The organism is Gracilibacillus phocaeensis (genome assembly GCF_900626275.1).
Classification (GTDB): Bacteria; Bacillota; Bacilli; order Bacillales; family Amphibacillaceae; genus Gracilibacillus; species Gracilibacillus timonensis.
Genome location: NZ_LR131145.1, coordinates 306,501 through 326,200 on the forward strand (window position 1 = coordinate 306,501; position 19,700 = coordinate 326,200).

The window sequence follows — 19,700 nt, forward strand, 5'->3', positions numbered from 1 at the left end:
CTTAATTATTGTGCATCTAGCTGGGAATAAATATCGTCTGAAACAGGTTCCAGCCATTCTGGGGTTCCAGCGGTTATTGCGATATGCTCAAACCAGCTATCTTTTGTCGCGCCATGCCAATGTTTAATACCGTCATGCGTCACAATGACATCACCAGCTTGTAAAAATTGTGCCTCTTGCCCGTCTTCTTGGTACCATCCTTCTCCACCAGTTACTAACAAAATCTGAAAGCCATCATGATGGATATGCCAATTGTTCCGACAACCAGGCTCAAACGTCACATTCCCTACGCCAACATTTACATCGGGATCTGATACCAAACCTTGCAAATAGCTTTGTCCGACAAAGTATTGCGCAAACGCATCATTTTTTTCTCCTATTGGAAAAATCACACCATTTTTTACTTCTTCATGTTTTGCCATTTTTCATACCTCCATGTAAAAGATGCTTCTCTAGGACGCATCCTTTAAAACTTTTTCCGTATAATTCTATGGTATAACGAAATGTGTTGCTCGTCTAATACCTTTCAAACAAAGGAGTATGCTTTAAAGGCATGTTTACAATTCTTCACAGTCACCAGCCCACAAGCTTTATGTTTTCTATTTTTCATCTCCACTCTTCTTTTCATCGCTTTTCGCTTTCCATGGTGGGTCACCGTATTTATGCAGTTGTTGATTTATTTTATAAATAACGTACGGAATCAAAAGGGCTAATATGGTGCAGACCAGAATCAAATATTCAGGTAATACGCCCAATAACGGTTTCCACATAAATGCTTCGCTCCCTCTCTTAATCCTTTACCTTATCTGTTGCACCTGTTGTTCGGACAATCGAATTGGCCTTTACTTTGATCGTAGCATTTTGAAAAATATTTTCGCCTTCTTCCCAGTCACCCTTGATTTCTTTCCATGTTGGATAATGTCTTTGCCGCATGATCTTGTTAAAACCAAAAAAGTCTAACTCTATTTCCTCCTGCCCTTTTTTTATGACCTCGTTTGCCAATTGCTCCATCCTCTTATTGATTTGCTCCTCTATTTTCTTAAGGTAACCTTTTTCTAAAAGGGTCCGTTTCCCGTGCATCTCCCCAATACTGCCTTCTGTATCAATCGTGACATCAATGGTCACTTGATCAGTTCCATTTGTATCGATCGTTATATTGCTTTTTGCTTTTTTTATTTCATAAAGCATTAATTGATCATTGATGTCAAAGGTAATATATCCCCCTTTCAACTTACCCATTATCAGGTTAAAACCTACCACTTCTTTATCATTAAGAACCCCGACTAAATGATTTGTTTCTCCATTAAAAACACCTGCACCATCAAATTGAATTTTACTATCCATGGCATAAATCCTTGGGATAAGATAATTATTATTTTCCAACAGATATTCATGCAAATCCCCTGCTCTAAGTGGTTTAATCAATCCGGCCACTTTATCGGTGTTTTCACTAGCGTTATTAATATACATGACTGGAAGCGGATCTGTATCCGGTTCGATATCCAGTATATCCATCGCCTTGCCTTCGGAAATGAGAATCCTTACCGACCGACGCATTTCCTGATCACGCAGAAACAGATCCATCATCCCGGCAAATAACTGTTGATCAGAGGCTAACTCTTCCGAAATGATGATTAATTTCAAATGTTCAAAAAAGGGGGGATCACCCTTCATCGTTGACATTTTCCGAATCGCCTCGAATACGCTTCTCCCGCTCGTTGATAAATTACTGTAAGGTTTTTGCGCACCGCTGCTGTTTTCATTAGGAGTACCTAATCCAGCAGGTACAACAAATTGATTCGTTACGGTGATTATTGGTTTATCGCCAGATTGCTCTTCTGCCAAGTCAAGCGATAAACCAACCACAAAACCTCGTTCTTCAATATTTATTTCATCCCAGCACCCACTCAGGAAAACAAGCAAACAGCAGCCTATGAGCAAATACTTTTTATTCACTTTGCTTCACTCCTCTGATTTTAGCAACCACTGGCAATAGTATTAGCACCACCAAGTTCAGGATTATTAAGACATTACCTATAAGCCCTCCCAAAAAATCCACCGCAATCACATCCTGAGGCAGCATCGCCATGATATAAGCGACAGGGGCAAGCATAAAAATAAGCTTTAATTTCATCGTATTTTTAAAAATGGAATTCAAGGCAAACACACTCACATCCAGCGCCATGGCTGTCGTATTGAAAATAGCCATAATCCAAATCACAAAGAAGATAGATTCAAATCGTTCAAAAAAACCACCCGGTATCTCCACCACCTTGGCTAGTTCAACGGTTGGATAGAGTAAATTGGAAGTGACGGCATTACCAAATACCGCAATACACACGAAAAAAATAATGATATATAACCCAACAGGAATACACATTCCCAGCGCAGCCATTTTGGGTGCTTTATCGGGTTGGTCAACCAAGGCAAGATAAAACCATAAAACACCAAACCCCATATATGCGAGAACCCCTTGATTCAGCACCTTCACATAATCAGTAAAAGGGGTTATAAATATCGGCAATAATCGACCAGGCTCAAACCAACCTAAATTAAATATAATCAAAAAAAACGCGATAAGCAGAATAATCGGTAAAAACATAATATTAAGCCGAAACAACCCCACCCTAGAACCAGAGACCGCATAAATAACGACCAGCAAGAAGGAGAGTGCAATAATTTCGATCGGTGTCTGATCAAATAAATATTGTTGTGCAATATTACTAATTTTACGCACTTGATAGGACGTGATCATAAGAAAAATTACAGCAAACAAACTTGTCAGCAGCATTGCCACTGGTTTGGTTACAATCTTAGTAGCATAGGTAAGGAATGATTGATGGCGAAAACCGGAAGCAAACTTGGCTACTGCCCAAGTTAACCCTATCGCAATCAATCCACCTATGAATAAAGGAATCCACCCATCGGCTGATTCTGTGGCAGAGGCTATCACTTTTGGTAAGGAGAGAACACCTACCCCGGTCACAATAGATGGAATAGCAACGAAGATGTCTCTAGGACTAATTCTATCGTTTTCGTACTTAAGCTTTTTCATTAGGTACTTTCCCCTTTGTCCATGCGTTTCTCATCATTGGTTTTCATATAGCTGGGACGCCTAGTCTTCATAGTAATTGGGGCACGTAAGACGAGATCCTTCCAATCGTCCAGAAAGCTTGGTGCGAAGGAAGAGGAATACGGGACACCAAAGCTCGTCAGATTAACAATATGAATATTGATCATGATATAGCCGAGCACGATGCCATAAAGACCGAATATCGCCGCTCCCACCATTAGGCCAAACTGTAGAATCCGAAACGAAATGGCGATACTATAGGATGGAAGTGCAAAGGAAGCAATGGCATTTAAGGCAACGACAATAACCATAATCGGACTAACGATTCCAGCCGACACCGCAGCCTCCCCAATCACGAGCCCACCAACAATCCCTATCGTTTGACCTATCGCAGTGGGCAATCGTAATCCAGCTTCCCTTAGCAATTCCATCGTTACCGTCATAATTAATGCCTCAATAAATGGCGGAAAGGGAACTCCATCCCTTGTTGCTGCAATTGAAAATGCCAAGTCAGACGGAATCAGCCCTTGATGATAGGAAACCAATGCAATATATAGAGCTGGAAGAAAGACAGAAATAAAGGCAGCCAGATAACGCAAGACTCTAATCAGCGTTGCCAAAGACCAGCGCCAATAATAATCCTCTGGAGAATGCAAAGAACTACCAAAAGTTGCCGGTGCAATCAGTACAAAAGGGGTACGATCTAGCATAATAACCACTTTCCCTTGTAGTACAGCATCAGCCGCTTTATCAGGCCGTTCTGTATTTAACACTTGTGGAAAAGGAGACAAAAAACTATCCTCAATCCATTGTTCAATATAGCCAGATTCCGGAGCATCGTCCATATCAATCGTTTCTAACCTTCGTTTTATCTCTTCCACTATATCCGGATTGACAATACCATCCACATAAACAACGAGCAGATCTTTTTTAGATCGTCTACCTACCTTATAGTTTTTAAAACGAAGATTAGGATCCGAAATATGTCGACGAATCAACGATGTATTGGTCCTTAAATTCTCGACAAACCCATCCCTTGCCCCACGAATAAGGGATTCTGAAGCAGGTTCTTCAATAGCACGATTTTCTCCGCCTCTCGTTCCCATGATCAATACCTGGGTCATTCCGTCTAAATAAAACACGGTGCGTCCGCTGAGAATGGCATTCGATACATCGTCTAGGGATTGCCCCAGTTCAATCCCAGTTACCGTCAGCACTTCCCAATGAATCGTGTCAAAGAGCTGCTCTTTATCATTAGGTAACGAACTGGCTTGTTTCAAGTCATCCATAATGTGATCATGCACGTATTTACTGTCCACTAAGCCGTCGATATAAACAATAGCGGTACGATGATTGTTCATGGTGAATTCACGTATCACCAAATCACTCGGCTCCTCTAGCATATTTTTAATGTTTTCCAGGTTACCAGCTAGATTCGTTTCTATATCCAGAGAGAAATTCTCTTCTGCTTTTTTCCGCTTATGATTTTTTCGATATAAACGAGCCAACGTTATCCCCTCATGTCTATTAAAGTGCGTTTTTCAAAAAGATATGAACAACCTTTACAATAGTTACTCCCCCTACTTTCTCCAAACAGGGACAATTTATGTATAAAAACAAATTCGTTGTAAAATCTAATGCTATAGTCAATCCATGAAAGGGGTATCCACTTGAACAAAAAAAATGTACATCTAACCGCCGCTGAAATTGCTTCTGTCTGGGTCGGATATATGAATGATTCGATGACGAGATCCGTCTTGCGTTTCATGCTAAAACATGTCAATGATCCCGAGATAAAACCACTTATCCAGCAATCCTATGATATTGCCGTTCATCGTATCGAACAATTACAACAAGTTTTTGAAGAGGAGAATTACGCAACCCCAAATGGATTCTCTGAACAGGACATTAATATGCAGGCACCATGGCTTTTTACCGACGTCTTTTGCTTAACCTACGTCACACACATGGCGAGAATTGGAATGTCCGTTTATAGCGGCTTTGTCTCTATGAGTATTAAAAAGGAGATACGAGATCATTTCACACAGGGGCTTCAGGAAACAATCATGCTTTATAACCAAGCAACCCAAACCGCCCTGGAAAAAGGGGTGAACTCGAGACAACCTTATATTGAGCCCCCTAAAGAAATAGACTATGTTAACAGCAAAAAGTATTTCAATGGGTTCAATCCATTTAGTGAGAAACGCCCGATAAACGCCGTTGAAATCGCACATTTATATACCAACATTCAGACAAATGAAATTGGTTCAAAACTGTGCCTGGCCTTTGCTCAAACTTCACCTTCCAAGGACGTACAGAATTTTATGATTAAAAGTAAAAACATGGCCCAAAAGCATATAAAAATATTTGTGAATGAAATGTTAAAAGATGATGTCGGAGCTCCACAAGTACCTGATGTAGGTGTCAGTGATTCCACCACACAAACTTTTTCCGATGCATTAATGATGTTTCATATGTCCTTGATGATGTCAGCAGGAGTAGGTAACTATAGCACCGCCGCAGCGGCCAGTCAGCGTGCAGATTTACAAATGAATTACCAGCGCCTCTCATTAGAGGTTGCTGAACTTGCGAAAAGCGGTGCGGATATCATGATTGATCATCATTGGTTTGAACAGCCACCTGGCATTAAAGATCGGGAAAAGTTAGCAAAACAAAAGGGAAAGGGGTAAAAAAATGGGCACAGTATTCTCGAGAAATGACTCATTGCCGTTTCATAACATCTCCACACACCCCCATTCAGTGGAATCTTCTTTGATGGTCAAGCTTATCGGGGAAGTCTTTGCTGTTTTCATCGCTCCCATCCAATCGATGAAATCACTCTCAAAAGCAATATATCAGAAATCATCATCGAAGTAGGGAAGTCTATGGGGACAAACATATCGAAAAAAAGCGAAAAGCTCGAAGCAGTCCTGTGGAGCATAGCATTACCTGGGTTTGCCCAATTATTACATCATCATTATATAAAAGGTATTCTGCTGATAGGATTGGAAATACTAATTAATGTCAAGGGTAATCTAAATACCATTCTTATGTTGAGCTTCCACTTTAAAGCGGAAGAAGCTATCGCAGAAACCAATTATTTGTGGCTGATGTTTTATCCTTGTTTGTACTTTTATGCTATTTGGGATGCTTATAAGCATGCAGGTGGTGGAGAAAAACCTTTTGCCTATCTGCCACTTGCCTTCTCTGCTTATTTTGTAACGGTTGGCTTAATTTTTTCACCTACATTTACCATTTTCGGTCATTTGGTAGGATCGATTTGGCTACCTATCTTATTTTTACCAATTGGTTTAGCCGTCGGCGGACTTTTAAGATGGGTCTTGCTAAAAATTTATGCCGAAAGTTGAAAAAGAACCCATTCTGTTATAGCAAAATAACTAACAGAATGGATTCTTCCATCTTCAAAAGCGCTCTTTCAGCTCAGCTCTTACTGCATTTGTTCGGTGAAAAGCCCTGACCAAGCCTGTACAACGCCAAGAAGACTGATGTTGCTATGTCCACTCTAATGAACAACTACTTCGACAAAAGATAGCAGATTAACGAGGCAATTGCTGTTTACGAGCAGTTTTCGGAAACCCTTCCTTTAAAATGCACCTGCAAATTAATAGGCGAGTTCATACTCCCCGTTTTCGTATACATTATATGTACCTACAGTACCCGATCCACCATTTTCTCTCATGGATTTAGAAACTAAAGATATGGTATAAACAGTTTCGTTACCATCTGTCTGATCGGTAGAATCATCCGGAATGAATTCTGTATCATCCACAGTTAATTCATCTGCACGATCTAATTCTTCTTTAAGATGGGAAATAGCCTCATCCATGTTCGCTATTTTGATATCATCCTGATTACCTGAATTCTCATTTTCATCAGCGAATTCATTGGTTGATGTAGTATCTTTTGATTCTGATGAATGAGAAGAGGTTTCATCATTGTTATCCATTTCACTTTCGTTACTGGTGTTATCTTCGGAAGATGTTTGTTCGTTGTCTACATCATCCTCTTCTTCCGATTCGTTCTGCGATTCATTATCTCTTTGGTCAGCTTCATTTGATTCATCTGTCGCTGCTCTCGAACTTTCATCGTCCGACTGACCACAACCACTTAAAATAAGAACAAAACAAATGGCTAACAGGATAACATAAAATACTTTTTTCATGATCCTTTCCTTCCTTTTAAATCAGCCATTACTATAACATAAAAAATAAGGATGACCAATACAATATCAAATGTTTCACAACCAAATATGTACAGGCATCAGAAAAAACCCAAAAACACTAGCTATGTTAAGGGTTCCGAAGTATAGTATAATCACTATCGCTATAGAATAACGATCCATTTTATCAAAAAGATTCATCATTCTCTTTTAGTGCCGTCACCACTGCTCTATTTTTTCAGACAGAATCGGCGTATGCTGAACCATCGTCTGTGCTAAGCTCGAATCAGAAACGGCTTGTTGCACAGCTACATTGGGAACAAAGGCAACCAGGTTTAAAAACAGAAATACAATCAAATAAACCTTAACAAAACCAAATGCCCCACCGAGCCAGCGGTTCACGATGCTTAAGAAAGGTAAATTTGCCAAATAATCAAGCGTTGAACCAAGAATATTCCACAAAATCCTGGTACCGATAAACAAAATGATAAACGCAATCGATCGATAAAAAATACTTGCTATATTGCTCCCCTCTGAGCCAGGAGAAGGAATCCACTCTAGGTAGGGAGCAAGATCTCTAAAGAAAAAATAAGCGACGGCCAGTGCTACAATTATTCCGGTTAAGCGGACAATCTGATTCACTAAGCCATTCCTTAATCCAATCAAGAACCCTCCGACTAAAATAAGTAGAATAATGATGGTAAGTAACATCTCATGCTCTTCCTTTCGTCCTTTTCTATGGTTGATCATTTCTTTATGTTCAAACGAATTTCATCATGAAACTTCCTGTTATTCCCTCAAAAATACACAAACGAGGTGTGTGATTCTGGAACACACCATCATTATATCATCTTTCGAAAAAAAAGAGTACGCTGTAGCTAAATCAATAGCCTGGGAAAATTTAGATAGCTGTTGCTACTTGTTTGCTTGGACAAATAAGCACTTTGCTCCTCACTGTCCGATATACTATAAAAAACAGTTCCCTTGACTTAAAGTCGACTTTAGGATGTAAAATGAAAATATCATGGCGTTAAACGTTCTGATAACTATTACATTTCACACAAATAGGAGGTAGAAACAAATGCAACCAAACTGGACACAAGCACAACTTGATCAATTTGCCAAAGTAGATGACTTCTATATCTCACCATTCTATAGTGATGGAAAAACACCTGGAACGCCAACTTGGATCTGGTCTGTAGTCTCTGATAACCATCTATATGTCAGAGCATACAACGGCAAGCGTTCGAGATGGTATCAATCGGCAGTGGAACAGCAAGCAGGAAAGATTCAATTAGCTGGTCAAGAATTTGATGTGACATTTCAGCCAATCGATGCAGACCCTGACTTAACGGAAAAAATTGATAATGCCTATAAAGAGAAGTACGGCTCCAGTCCTTATCTGGCTCCTATGATAGCTGAAGGACCAATTAGTGCGACTGTACGCGTTTTACCAAGAGATGCATAAGATGATCTAGTGATAACCTAGGTTGAAGCCTGTTCGGTCCATACTGCTCACTCAAAGTAGATGGACCGACAACTTCACATGATAGGTCTGATCGGTATTCCGGTTCGTTCAAGGTACAATCGGTGCCAATCCCAACATAGTAAAGTTTGTATCTTTATCTGATAAAGAAATCATGCTCGAAAGGCATCATTCATCCTTTTAATCAATTCTTGTACAACAGGAGAAAACATTATATTTTTGCGCCAAGCAAAGACACATTGTGTTTCTAGCGGAGGATGCAACGGAATAAATCGTAAATTTTCGGTCTGACGATGAGCAATTGCCCCTTCAATAGTCAGTGCAGAGGCTACCTTATTTTCTACTAAAGAGAACACATTAAAAATCAGATTATAGTCTCCGGTTATCGTCAAGCCATTCACTTCCTGCTCCATCCAATTAGCGAACATTTTTTGCACATCTTTACGTACAGGGGCCAATAATGGTACTCCTTTTAAATCTTTTGGTTCAAGGTCGTTTTTTTGAGCTAAAAAAGAGCTTGTTTCTAATAAAACTCCCCATTTTTCATGCATAGGGAAGGAAACATATTCATACTTTTCCGTTGAGATTGGTTTTAATAATACACCAACATCCAACAACCCTCCATCCAACTTATCGATAATATCTTCACCAGTCCCACTAAAAATACTAAAGGTTACCTCGGGATAATCCGCGATAAACTCTTCCAAGATCATCGACAGTGTATCTGAGTTATCCGCTTCCACACAACCAATCGAAATATGCCCACTGAATAGTTGTTTGCGCTGATTAAAAAATTCCTGTGTGGTTTTATCAGATAAAGACAGGATTTCCTGCGCACGATCTTTTAAGTACATGCCAGCCTTAGTTAACACCATTTTTCTTTTTTCACGAATAAATAAACCGGCACCGAGCTCTTCTTCCAGTTCTTTTATTTGCCGACTTAAAGTAGGCTGCGTGGTATGAAGCACCTCTGAAGCCCTTGAAATACTCCCTTCTTCTGCAATCACTAAGAAATACCGCAATATTCTTAATTCCAAGTCTATCCCCTCGTCCCTTAGCATAATGGTATATCGCTCTATTACTTCATTATAATTATTTCCAAATGTAAAGTATAGTGACTAATATCAAACCGTTGAAGTAAACTACTTTATAACTCTTGCTTGAATCACTATTTAATTATGGTAAAATAAAAAACATGTTTGTTCAAACAGATCAAGGAGGATAAATCAATTCATGAAGCAAAAAAACAAGAATTTTTCTAGTGTATTTACTTATGCAGCGATCGTCGTTGGCGTATTAGTAATATTGGGCGCTGTTTTCCCGAGTAAATTTGGTGACATCTCTGGTGCGATTGGTGATTGGGTTTCAGAAGTATTCGGATGGTACTACATGGTGATATTCACGCTTATCTTATTCTTTTGTATCTTCTTATGCTTCAGTCCAATTGGTAAGCTCAGACTGGGTAAGCCTACCGAAAAACCAGAATTCAACACGATATCCTGGCTGACTATGCTGTTTAGCGCCGGTATGGGGATTGGCTTGGTCTTCTATGGTTCATCGGAGCCCATTTCACATTACTTAGCTCCCCCTACTGCCGATCCAGAAACAACAGCCGCCTTAGCCGAATCCATGCGCTCCACCTTTCTTCATTATGGATTCCACCCTTGGGCAGTATATGGCATTGTCGCACTAGCATTAGCCTATGCACAATTTAGAAAAGGAGAGCTCGGTTTAATCTCGAAAACACTGCGGCCGATTTTAGGTGATAGAGTAGATGGACCGATCGGAAATGTGGTCGATGTACTAGCGGTATTTGCCACCATCATCGGGGTAGCTGTTTCCTTAGGTGTAGGAGCCATGCAGATTAATGGCGGTTTAAACTATCTTTTCAATGTTCCAAATAACACCTTGGTACAGGGAATCATCATCGCCATTGTAACGGTACTATTCTTAATAAGTGCTTGGAGTGGCCTGAGTAAAGGGATTCAATACTTAAGTAACTTGAATATGATCTTAGCTGGCCTGTTATTTATTGCGATATTGATTCTAGGGCCAACCTTATTGATACTTAACATGATACCAAGTGCAACAGGTGACTACCTATCTCACTTACTATATAACAGTCTCGATCCATCGCCATTAAATGAACAAAAACATGATTGGATGCAGGACTGGACCATATACTATTGGGGCTGGTGGATGAGCTGGAGTCCGTTTGTCGGCATCTTTATTGCCAGAGTTTCGCGTGGCCGGTCTATCCGAGAATTTATTATGGCCGTTTTATTCGTGCCTAGCATTGTGAGTTTCTTATGGTTTAGTGCATTTGGTTTAACAGGTATTGAAGCAGGACAAAGCGCATCGCAAATATTTGAGTTGCCACCAGAAACACAATTATTTGGCATTTTCAATGAATTGCCGTTAAGTATCATACTAGCTATTATTGCTTTGGTGTTGATATCGTCCTTCTTTGTTACGTCAGCCGACTCCGCCACCTTTGTGTTGGGAATGCAGACTGCCTTTGGAACCCTACATCCTAAGAATTTTGTCAAAGTCGTCTGGGGTTTATCTCTATCAGCCATTGCCTTTGTGTTACTTTTATCCGGTGGAGAAACTGGCTTAGATGCCTTACAATCTGCTGCGATTATTTCCGCATTACCGTTTAGTGTCATCGTCTTATTAATGACGATAGCCTTTTACAAAGATGCGAACAAAGAAAGAAAATATTTAGGCTATACCTTAACGCCGAATAAAAAACGGATGGAAGAATACAAGAAAAAAGTAGGCGACTTCGAGGAAAATCAGTAAAATTCCTTCATCATAAACCAAAAGCCTCATTCCTCTTTAAAAAAGAGAAATGAGGCTTTTATTATAGATTTTACTTACTTTTCGACATCCGCCTCGTTCATTCGTCATATTCATTATTTCCCGGGAAATTTCCGACACCCTTCATTGTTTTCTTTCCTGAATCAGCCCTCAAAAACCTAACAATACAGAAACAAGATCTATCATTTGTACAATAGTTCCCGTTTTTTTTCGTAAGATTTCTAACTTTGAATGGAAGTGAAATTTTTGATGAACCTCATGCAACCAGCCTATGAAAAGAATTGCATTCGTCTAGATTCATTGACAGATCTACTTACCACATCCCTATTTAAAAAATAATGTATGAAATCTATAGAACGTTGGGGAGAATAAATCCAAGAAAACAGATATATGCAGCCTTTTACCATAGTGCGTATCAAGTGAAACTTTCAGACACGAAGGTTCTACTGATGGTTAGCCCCCTTTCTTTGTTCTTCAGGAATCTTGAAATCGAGGCTGGGCGGATGGAGTAATCTCTATAATCAACTACCTTACAAAAAACAAGTTATTACAGTGCTATTCCATCGAACAATGTACACACGCAACTTTTTTATATAGCTTATGCTGCAAACTGCGAAAAAAAAATTGATTCAAATAGCAGTAAGGAGGATGATTTTCATGAAGCGAACGAACAAGAACTTTTCTAGTGTATTTACTTATGCAGCTATTATTGTTGGTATATTAGTGCTATTGGGTGCCATTTTCCCTGATTCATTTGGCGACATTTCTGGTGCCATCGGTACATGGATCACTGAGGTATTTGGTTGGTATTATATGGTGATATTTACCCTCATCTTATTCTTTTGTATTTTTTTGTGCTTCAGCCCTATCGGTAAACTCAAATTAGGGAAACCAAACGACAAACCAGAATTCCATACGATATCATGGCTAACGATGTTGTTTAGCGCAGGAATGGGGATTGGTTTAGTTTTCTATGGTTCATCAGAGCCTATTTCTCATTACGTAGCTCCCCCTACTGCCGATCCGGAAACAAAAGCAGCCTTAGCAGAATCCATGCGCTCTACCTTTCTGCACTATGGTTTCCATCCTTGGGCGGTGTACGGTACGGTTGCATTAGCCTTAGCCTATACTCAGTTTAGAAAAGACGAGCGCGGTTTAATGTCGAAAACACTACGACCTATTTTCGGGGATAGAGTAGACGGGCCACTTGGCAATATCGTGGACGTATTAGCGGTATTTGCCACCATTATTGGTGTAGCTGTTTCTTTGGGTGTGGGGGCGCTGCAAATTAACGGGGGTTTACACTACCTCTTTGAGATTCCAAACAATATATTTACCCAAGGAATCATCATTGCTATTGCCACGATATTATTCTTAATCAGCGCTTGGACAGGTCTAAGTAAAGGAATTCAATATTTGAGTAATCTGAATCTGATACTTGCTGGCTTATTGTTTATCACTGTGTTAATTCTTGGGCCTACATTGCTGATACTCAATATGATCCCAAGTGCTGCTGGCGACTATTTGAACCAATTAATATTTAATAGTCTGGACCCGGCGCCGTTAAGTGAACAAAAACAGGAATGGATGCAGGATTGGACATTATACTATTGGGGTTGGTGGATGAGTTGGAGCCCTTTTGTCGGAGTATTTATTGCAAGGGTTTCACGCGGCCGATCCATCCGCGAGTTCGTCCTCGCGGTATTGTTTGTACCAACCTTTGTAAGCTTTCTTTGGTTTAGCACCTTTGGTTTAACAGGAATTGAGACAGGACAAAATGCCTCACAAATATTTGACATGCCACCTGAAACACAGTTATTTGGTATTTTCAATGAACTACCTTTAAGTATCCTATTAACAATTACCGCTTTGGTATTGGTATCGTCCTTCTTTGTTACGTCAGCCGATTCTGCCACCTTTGTATTAGGTATGCAAACGGCTTTTGGAACCTTGCATCCTAAAAATTTCGTCAAAATCGTCTGGGGTATCTCGTTGTCAGCCATTGCTTTTGTGTTACTCTTATCCGGTGGAGAAACCGGATTAGATGCCTTACAATCTGCTGCGATTATTTCCGCACTGCCATTTAGTCTGGTTGTCTTATTGATGATGATCGCCTTCTATAAGGATGCCAACAAAGAAAGGAAATATTTAGGATACACCCTTAAACCGAATAAACAAAGATTGAAGGAATACATGAAAAAATCAGAAAACACAGAGGATGAGCAATCCTAATTATCTGTTTTCTGATGAAGTTCAAGATCGTACACGAGAGAAGGCATATGCTTTTTCAAAAGATAACTTAGAAGATAGGTTGACTTTTATTTGGAGGACTTGCTTCTTTGTTAGAATTCATTCGTAAATGAAATCACATTTTGCTTGACTTAAAGTCCACTTTAAATCGTACGATAATGATAATAAAAAAAAGGAAGGGCGATGATGAATGAAGAAAGTTATTGTAGCTTTATTTTTACTGTTGCTTTTAGCAGCCTGTGGCAGTCAACCTGATAATACCGAAGAAGCTGACGAAAATGCCCCAAATGATACGAATGAAAACGCAAATTCAGACACGGAAATAACCAACGCAGCGATCGTCTACTACTCCCTAACAGAAAATACCGAAGAGGTAGCCGAGGAAATCCAAGTACAAACAGAAGCCGACTTAGAAAAATTGGAACCCGTTGAACCTTATCCACGTGCTTATAGTGAAGTTGCTGGTTTAGTAAGAGAGCAACAAGAAGCGGGAGAATTTCCTGAATTACAAGATTTAGATTTAAATATAGAGGAGTATGACACGATTTTTGTAGGCTCCCCCACTTGGCATGGATATATTTCCCAAGCCGTGCAAAAATGGTTGATGGATACAGAACTGGCAGATAAGAATATTATCCCATTTTTCACTAGTGGAAGCCAGCCGATAGAAGATCCACAAAGTGACCTAAGAGAGCTGCTCCCTGAAGCGACCATCACGGAAGAACTATCCATGGCAAACAGTCCGAGAGATGATATAGAAGAAGAGGTCTCGCAATGGATTGAAAATATGGAATTTTAATAAAAAACATGTGACATAGCCAAATCGATGGCTTGTCACATGTTTTTTTCATGCTAGACAAGGAAGCTATTTTCTTACGATTATCCGATATGGTTTTTACATGTGTTCAATCCGCAGTTCCTAAAACGAACTTTTTTCACCTAAATCCCGATAAAATTCATCCTTGCGAGACCGATAACGCCCGCGTCCATTTCGTTTTCTTACTTTGCTTATTCGCCCTTGAATGTACATCGTAATAGGTAAGACGCCAAGCGCGTAAGTTCCATAACGACCCACCTCAAAATCCGGCAAGATTGTCTCTACGATCGTTGGGAAAACCGTATACACCAAAAGTAACATGATAACCAAAATCGCCTCATCACGAAACCTTCCAACGATACGCGCTCCTTTTCGTACGATTGCCAATATAAAGGCAAGCACATACAGACAGACTAGGGAAAATCCTGCGTACACCATAATGAAGTATGCTGCGTGTTTCGCATCATCACCGATCAAAAAGTTAATCGACTCCCCTTGGTATAGGATCCCCTCTTCACTTCCGTTGAAGGTAAAGAATACGATCACCATATAGCCAATCATAAAAAACATGAAAAAGGTAAGAGCAAGCAGGACAATACGCCATACAATCAAGAACAAGCCCCGAATCAGACGTGCGATGAGACCTGCCCCGGGTATTTTGCTCAAAATAAAAATAATGATAAAGAGGCCGACGACGCCTCCAACCACCAACAAACTAGAAAGGATTTCATCTGCTATCATGGTCTTCTCCTTTTTTTATCTCTTATGTAGAGAGGTTGCTATTATCATACACAGATTTTGAGTTGTCTGGCAATGGTATTTTTTAATCATTTAGATGGGTGCACTTATATAAGGCTTAAGTGATTCTGAACACCACACCTCCCTATCCTTAGTCACAACAAGACCTTCGATACCTTCTAATGGCTCTATCGTCTCCATGACTTGACGAGATGATTTCCCGAATAAACGGCTAGTCCATATTTCACCATCAACCGATTTTTGGGATACAATCGTTAATCCCGCAATTTCTGATTCTATCGGATAACCTGTTTGTGGGTTCAGAATATGATGATAGGTCCTGTTATCCCTTGTAAAACTTCTTTCATAAATACCGGAGGTCACAATGGATTGGTTAAATGCCTTTAAAACAGTGATATAATTCCCACGTGGTAGAAAAGGGTGTTGAATGCCTATACGCCAATAACCATCAGCCTGTTTGGGAGATGTGCCATAGGTCATCACATTCCCACCTAAATTAATTAGCGCCTCTGATACTCCCATCGATTGTAAATCATCTACCATAAGATCGGCAATAAATCCTTTGGCTACTGCTCCTAAATCGATAAACATCGCACGATCCTTTAAAAATACGGTCTGCTCCTGATCATCCAGTATTATCTCTGCCGCATCGGTACTGCTAAGTAAAGATTGAATGGTTGTCGATGAAGGTACAGTGGCATCCTCAAATCCAATCCGCCACGCCTGAACAAGGGGACCAATCGCAATGTTTAAAAAACTGTCCGTTGCCATACTATGTTTCTTTCCGATTTTGATTAGTTCATATAAACTTGGATTCACGTGGACCGGTCTTATGCCAGCATTCTTGTTCACTTCCATCAATTCTGAACGAGAATCATTCGCACTGAATCGCTGTTCGTATTCTTTTAAGCGAAGAATCACTTCATCCAGTACAAAATCCGCATAGTCATGCTGAACCGATACTTGGATAACTGTTCCCATCATATGTACCTCACGCGTTTTCACAGGCATTCCCCTTCTCTTAACAATGTTTACGAAAAAAGAGGCCATACCGACCTCTTTTTGCTTAACTATCCTTAACCGTTGCCCCTGAAACGGTATCTACCTTCGTGGTCGCTCCTGAAACGGCATCGACACCGCCACCGGTTAGCTGTTGGCCAGTTTGCTCTAAATACCAATCAATGATCGGTTGAATATCCTGTACATACTCATTAATACCAATATATTGATCCCCTTGATCACGTATCGCTTGATAACTATGGACAACAAACTTATCTGGTCCATGTGTCGGCACATGGGTACGTACGACATCCTCTTTTCCATTACGCAATTGTTGAATCACCCAAGAAACGCCGCTATATACTCTTTCCGGGTGACATTCTGCTAACGGGCTGCCTACTTGTTCCGGTCTTCGAGGAGCCAACATATCTTCCGCACCAAACTTGCGGTTATAATATAAGAATTGATTGTTACTGTCAGCATATGTTAATTCTGCCGGCATCGAGTTTAAAAAGTGATTGATCTGATCAACGGTTAAAATACCTCGATCGAGTTTCACGTAAGTATCTCCTTCTACGGCTTGGGTTTTGTCAGAAGCCTGTTCCACCCAGTCGTCAGCTGACTTGTCGACCCCTTCAATGGTGGTGTCAATGGATCCAGTCGCGTATAAATCCTCCGTATCCGATACATCTTTCATGCCGTCAGGTGATTGCAAGACATTAACCACATTGATAAAACGAATAAATTGCTTCAGACAGCTTTCTAAAAATTGCGTCGTTTGCTGATCCTTTAAATTATTGTCCTCATCAAAGGCTTGTTGTACTTCACCTAATAGAAACTCATTACCCGGCATGACTACCGCATTAATGCCAGGTGCATCTAATACTTGTCGCAAATGCAATTGAGACCGGGAAGATCCTTGCACATCATAAGAAGCACCGACAATCATGACCGGCTTCCCGTCAAGTGGGTGTATGTTAAACGACAACCATTCCAAGACACTTTGTAGTGCGGATGGAATAGAGTGATTGTATTCTGGCGTAGCAATAATAACACCATCTGCTTCAACAATTTTACTATTTAAAAGTTGAATCACTTCACTGTCTGTTTGGTCATCCGATTGATTAAACATAGGAACATCTTTAATATCTAACACTTCTACATCCACTAATTTTTTGAAATGTTTTGCGATAAACTGTAATAATAAACGATTATAAGAAAATTCAGCATTTGATCCAACGATTCCAACGAGTTTCATCTGTAATACCTCCTAGTAATTAATGAGTCTCCCAAGAGAAGTTTGTCGCTTTCTTCTGATGCGAATCACTCGCATTGACTAATTGATTGGTAATCTCTACAAATTGGATAAAGTCCTTAAAGATTTGCTCGAGTTCTTCTATTTTAGCTTGATCTTTTAACTGGCCATTATCATCAAAGGCCTGTAACGAATAACCTATTAAGAATTCAGAACTAGGCATAATACGCGCTTTCAATTCTGGTGAATCAAGGATTTGACGCAAATGACTTTGTGCCCGAGAGGAACCTAATTTCCCATAAGAAGCACCTGTCAGCATGACTGGTTTATCAACTAGTGCTTGATTCGTGTAGGACACCCATTCTAACGTACTTTTTAATATAGCTGGTACAGAATGGTTATATTCTGGTGAACTGATAATCACCCCATCTGCTTCCCTCATTTTATCTGTCAATTTTTGTACTTCATGAGGTGCTTGTTTCACTTCCGGCTTATTAAAAGCAGGGATGTTTTTAATTTCAAAAATTTCAATGTTCGCTTGTTCGACAAAATGTCGCTGCATAAACTGCAGTAAGAGACGATTCGTGGAATGGTCGGAGTTCGTTCCTAGTATTGCTAAGAAATTCTTCAATTTGATTACTCCTTTCTTTTTTGGAGAAATATTGTGAATAACATCACAATTACATTATAATTTGTATTCTTCAAAAATACAAATCTAGCGTTTGACAGATGGGTCTATTGTCATTGTGCTATTATTAGCTCTTATTCCCAAAAAAGGTGTCGGATAAAACTATTTTTTAGAAATATTAGTATGATTCCACTACATTATTTATTCACGATAAGAGGATGTTCAAAAAGACCAACAAAAATGACGCAGCGAATTTCTGCGTTGGCGATATAGGAACTTCTGCTAAGACCGCCCACGTCCTGTAGGCAACGTAGAGGTCAACACATCCTGCGTGAGTCCGTTCCTCACGTATGAAAAGCATACGTTCCGGTACCGGGAGACTGCGCCGCCTTGAACTTTCGACGTACAGGACGTACTAGTGTCGGCGTTGCAACAAATGGGTTCGGTGGGGCGAGTAATCGCAGTCCCAGGACGCCTGAGGTTTTAGCCAACGAGGTCCTATTTATCGGCATTTTTGAACACGCACGATAAGAAACATTTATCAAACTGCTCTTTTCATTGTGTCCGCACTTGCACTCCCACATTTACTATTATTTTCTAAAAGAACATGTGACGGAGATGGACTGGCGTGTTAAACTAAACAGATAACTAGTTTATAAGAGAGGGATCACCATGTTTAAAGAATACGGGGAATTAAGCACAAAACTATACGAACATACCAAACCCATTGGGCATTCCATTGATGGCGATATCGAATACTATGAGCAAAAACTAACCGATCGCCAGGGCCCTATATTAGAGGCAGGAGTTGGTACAGGGAGAATGCTGATTCCTTTTTTAAAAAAAGGAATAGCCATTGATGGTGTGGATCTCTCTTTCGACATGCTGGATCAATGTAAGAAAAACATGCAGACGCATCAAGTAGATACCAATCTCTATCAGCAAGATTTAATGCAGCTTTCCCTTCCGCAAACGTATGATACCATTATTATGCCAACTGGAAGTTTTTGTCTTCTACCTAAAGATCAAATAGAGCTGCTTCTCCAAAATCTCTATCATTCTCTGAAAAAAGGAGGGCAATTCATTTTTGATATCTCGCTTCCAACAGATTTCAAAGCGAATGAAACAGAGATAAACAGCTATGCTTTGACAAAAAATTCCGGCATCTTATTCACAAGTATAAGTGAAGACATAAATTGGATCGAACAACATGTTTCCTATATCCACAAATATGAATTGCTGGATCAAGGAGCTATCCAGCAAACGGAGATCTCTCACTTCACCCTTTTTTGGTATGGATTAAATGAGTTAAAAATGTTGTTAGAAAATGCTGGATTCAACAGCGTTGATGATGAAATAGATTACGGCAAAGCGAAAAACGGCTCAATAGTTACCTTTATTGCAGAGAAAGCTTAGATTCAGGAGGTTTT

20 protein-coding genes are annotated in these 19,700 nt (G+C 39.9%); 8 read left to right on the top strand and 12 right to left on the bottom strand.

The genetic code is table 11. From position 1 onward, the window contains the following. Positions 1-5 precede the first annotated feature (5 nt). From E0E32_RS17625 to E0E32_RS17640, 5 genes are all read right to left on the bottom strand, one after another. Positions 6-422, bottom strand: a complete 417-nt coding sequence (locus tag E0E32_RS17625; RefSeq protein ID WP_066186521.1) for a cupin domain-containing protein — start codon at positions 420-422, stop codon at positions 6-8. Between the two features lie 177 nt (positions 423-599). After that, entirely contained in the window at positions 600-770 is a 171-nt protein-coding gene (locus E0E32_RS22360) for a hypothetical protein (RefSeq protein ID WP_162840586.1), read from the bottom strand. Between the two features lie 19 nt (positions 771-789). Next, positions 790-1,956 (bottom strand): Ger(x)C family spore germination protein, encoded by a 1,167-nt coding sequence (locus E0E32_RS17630; RefSeq protein WP_130860326.1) that lies wholly within the window; start codon positions 1,954-1,956, stop codon positions 790-792. Next, positions 1,949-3,055 carry a GerAB/ArcD/ProY family transporter gene (locus E0E32_RS17635; RefSeq protein ID WP_130860327.1) on the bottom strand — a complete coding sequence of 369 codons (1,107 nt, stop codon included), beginning with the start codon at positions 3,053-3,055 and terminating at the stop codon, positions 1,949-1,951. Before E0E32_RS17635 ends, E0E32_RS17630 begins: the two co-directional genes overlap by 8 nt. Further along, a complete protein-coding gene (locus E0E32_RS17640; protein WP_066186527.1) occupies positions 3,055-4,581 on the bottom strand; it encodes a spore germination protein in 1,527 nt (508 codons plus the stop codon). The genes E0E32_RS17635 and E0E32_RS17640 overlap by 1 nt, the downstream gene beginning before the upstream one ends. Before the next feature lie 162 nt (positions 4,582-4,743). Here E0E32_RS17640 and E0E32_RS17645 point away from each other — a divergent pair, with 162 nt between their 5' ends. Both E0E32_RS17645 and E0E32_RS17650 read left to right on the top strand, forming a co-directional pair. After that, positions 4,744-5,763 carry a DUF3231 family protein gene (locus E0E32_RS17645; protein WP_130860328.1) on the top strand — a complete coding sequence of 340 codons (1,020 nt, stop codon included), beginning with the start codon at positions 4,744-4,746 and terminating at the stop codon, positions 5,761-5,763. Between the two features lie 195 nt (positions 5,764-5,958). Continuing rightward, positions 5,959-6,441, top strand: a complete 483-nt coding sequence (locus tag E0E32_RS17650) for a hypothetical protein (protein ID WP_130860329.1) — start codon at positions 5,959-5,961, stop codon at positions 6,439-6,441. A 254-nt stretch (positions 6,442-6,695) separates the two neighbouring features. On the opposite strand, the gene E0E32_RS17655 is transcribed toward E0E32_RS17650, so the two are convergent. Then, entirely contained in the window at positions 6,696-7,256 is a 561-nt protein-coding gene (locus E0E32_RS17655) for a hypothetical protein (RefSeq protein ID WP_130860330.1), read from the bottom strand. A 216-nt stretch (positions 7,257-7,472) separates the two neighbouring features. Then, positions 7,473-7,964 carry a CvpA family protein gene (locus E0E32_RS17660; RefSeq protein WP_066186630.1) on the bottom strand — a complete coding sequence of 164 codons (492 nt, stop codon included), beginning with the start codon at positions 7,962-7,964 and terminating at the stop codon, positions 7,473-7,475. 370 nt (positions 7,965-8,334) lie between these two features. Here E0E32_RS17660 and E0E32_RS17665 point away from each other — a divergent pair, with 370 nt between their 5' ends. Then, a complete protein-coding gene (locus tag E0E32_RS17665; protein ID WP_130860331.1) occupies positions 8,335-8,721 on the top strand; it encodes a DUF2255 family protein in 387 nt (128 codons plus the stop codon). 170 nt (positions 8,722-8,891) lie between these two features. On the opposite strand, the gene E0E32_RS17670 is transcribed toward E0E32_RS17665, so the two are convergent. Beyond that, positions 8,892-9,776, bottom strand: coding sequence for a LysR family transcriptional regulator (locus tag E0E32_RS17670; RefSeq protein ID WP_130860332.1), 885 nt, complete (start codon positions 9,774-9,776; stop codon positions 8,892-8,894). A gap of 196 nt (positions 9,777-9,972) precedes the next feature. Here E0E32_RS17670 and E0E32_RS17675 point away from each other — a divergent pair, with 196 nt between their 5' ends. The 3 genes from E0E32_RS17675 to E0E32_RS17685 all read left to right on the top strand — a co-directional run bounded on the left by E0E32_RS17675 (position 9,973) and on the right by E0E32_RS17685 (position 14,611). Next, the gene (locus E0E32_RS17675) at positions 9,973-11,544 is read left to right on the top strand and encodes a BCCT family transporter (RefSeq protein WP_130860333.1); all 1,572 of its coding nucleotides are present in this window, start codon (positions 9,973-9,975) and stop codon (positions 11,542-11,544) included. Positions 11,545-12,219: 675 nt separating this feature from the next. Further along, positions 12,220-13,794, top strand: coding sequence for a BCCT family transporter (locus E0E32_RS17680; protein WP_130860334.1), 1,575 nt, complete (start codon positions 12,220-12,222; stop codon positions 13,792-13,794). Positions 13,795-14,002: 208 nt separating this feature from the next. Continuing rightward, on the top strand, positions 14,003-14,611 hold the full coding sequence (locus E0E32_RS17685; RefSeq protein ID WP_130860335.1) for a flavodoxin: 609 nt from the start codon (positions 14,003-14,005) through the stop codon (positions 14,609-14,611). Between the two features lie 120 nt (positions 14,612-14,731). Here the strand turns inward: E0E32_RS17685 and E0E32_RS17690 are convergent, their stop codons facing one another. From E0E32_RS17690 to E0E32_RS17705, 4 genes are all read right to left on the bottom strand, one after another. Continuing rightward, positions 14,732-15,370, bottom strand: coding sequence for a hypothetical protein (locus tag E0E32_RS17690; protein WP_130860336.1), 639 nt, complete (start codon positions 15,368-15,370; stop codon positions 14,732-14,734). A gap of 90 nt (positions 15,371-15,460) precedes the next feature. Then, a complete protein-coding gene (locus tag E0E32_RS17695; RefSeq protein ID WP_130860337.1) occupies positions 15,461-16,399 on the bottom strand; it encodes an FAD:protein FMN transferase in 939 nt (312 codons plus the stop codon). Positions 16,400-16,454: 55 nt separating this feature from the next. Then, complete coding sequence (locus tag E0E32_RS17700; RefSeq protein WP_066186552.1) at positions 16,455-17,645, bottom strand: NAD(P)H-dependent oxidoreductase; 1,191 nt, start codon at positions 17,643-17,645, stop codon at positions 16,455-16,457. Between the two features lie 19 nt (positions 17,646-17,664). Continuing rightward, complete coding sequence (locus E0E32_RS17705; RefSeq protein ID WP_130860338.1) at positions 17,665-18,273, bottom strand: NADPH-dependent FMN reductase; 609 nt, start codon at positions 18,271-18,273, stop codon at positions 17,665-17,667. A gap of 387 nt (positions 18,274-18,660) precedes the next feature. On the opposite strand from E0E32_RS17705, the gene E0E32_RS22365 reads away from it, so the two are divergent. Next, the gene (locus tag E0E32_RS22365) at positions 18,661-18,801 is read left to right on the top strand and encodes a hypothetical protein (protein WP_165445068.1); all 141 of its coding nucleotides are present in this window, start codon (positions 18,661-18,663) and stop codon (positions 18,799-18,801) included. A gap of 141 nt (positions 18,802-18,942) precedes the next feature. After that, a complete protein-coding gene (locus E0E32_RS17710; protein ID WP_130860339.1) occupies positions 18,943-19,686 on the top strand; it encodes a class I SAM-dependent DNA methyltransferase in 744 nt (247 codons plus the stop codon). The last annotated feature ends 14 nt before the right edge of the window (positions 19,687-19,700 follow it).

Coding starts and splice junctions, on each gene's coding strand:
- E0E32_RS17655 (WP_130860330.1), bottom strand. CDS start 7,256: ATGAAAAAAGTATTTTATGTTATCCTGTTAGCCATTTGTTTTGTTCTT.
- E0E32_RS17710 (WP_130860339.1), top strand. CDS start 18,943: ATGTTTAAAGAATACGGGGAATTAAGCACAAAACTATACGAACATACC.
- E0E32_RS17625 (WP_066186521.1), bottom strand. CDS start 422: ATGGCAAAACATGAAGAAGTAAAAAATGGTGTGATTTTTCCAATAGGA.
- E0E32_RS17650 (WP_130860329.1), top strand. CDS start 5,959: ATGGGGACAAACATATCGAAAAAAAGCGAAAAGCTCGAAGCAGTCCTG.
- E0E32_RS17685 (WP_130860335.1), top strand. CDS start 14,003: ATGAAGAAAGTTATTGTAGCTTTATTTTTACTGTTGCTTTTAGCAGCC.
- E0E32_RS17690 (WP_130860336.1), bottom strand. CDS start 15,370: ATGATAGCAGATGAAATCCTTTCTAGTTTGTTGGTGGTTGGAGGCGTC.
- E0E32_RS17665 (WP_130860331.1), top strand. CDS start 8,335: ATGCAACCAAACTGGACACAAGCACAACTTGATCAATTTGCCAAAGTA.
- E0E32_RS17635 (WP_130860327.1), bottom strand. CDS start 3,055: ATGAAAAAGCTTAAGTACGAAAACGATAGAATTAGTCCTAGAGACATC.
- E0E32_RS17675 (WP_130860333.1), top strand. CDS start 9,973: ATGAAGCAAAAAAACAAGAATTTTTCTAGTGTATTTACTTATGCAGCG.
- E0E32_RS22360 (WP_162840586.1), bottom strand. CDS start 770: ATGTGGAAACCGTTATTGGGCGTATTACCTGAATATTTGATTCTGGTC.
- E0E32_RS17700 (WP_066186552.1), bottom strand. CDS start 17,645: ATGAAACTCGTTGGAATCGTTGGATCAAATGCTGAATTTTCTTATAAT.
- E0E32_RS17680 (WP_130860334.1), top strand. CDS start 12,220: ATGAAGCGAACGAACAAGAACTTTTCTAGTGTATTTACTTATGCAGCT.
- E0E32_RS17660 (WP_066186630.1), bottom strand. CDS start 7,964: ATGTTACTTACCATCATTATTCTACTTATTTTAGTCGGAGGGTTCTTG.
- E0E32_RS17695 (WP_130860337.1), bottom strand. CDS start 16,399: ATGCCTGTGAAAACGCGTGAGGTACATATGATGGGAACAGTTATCCAA.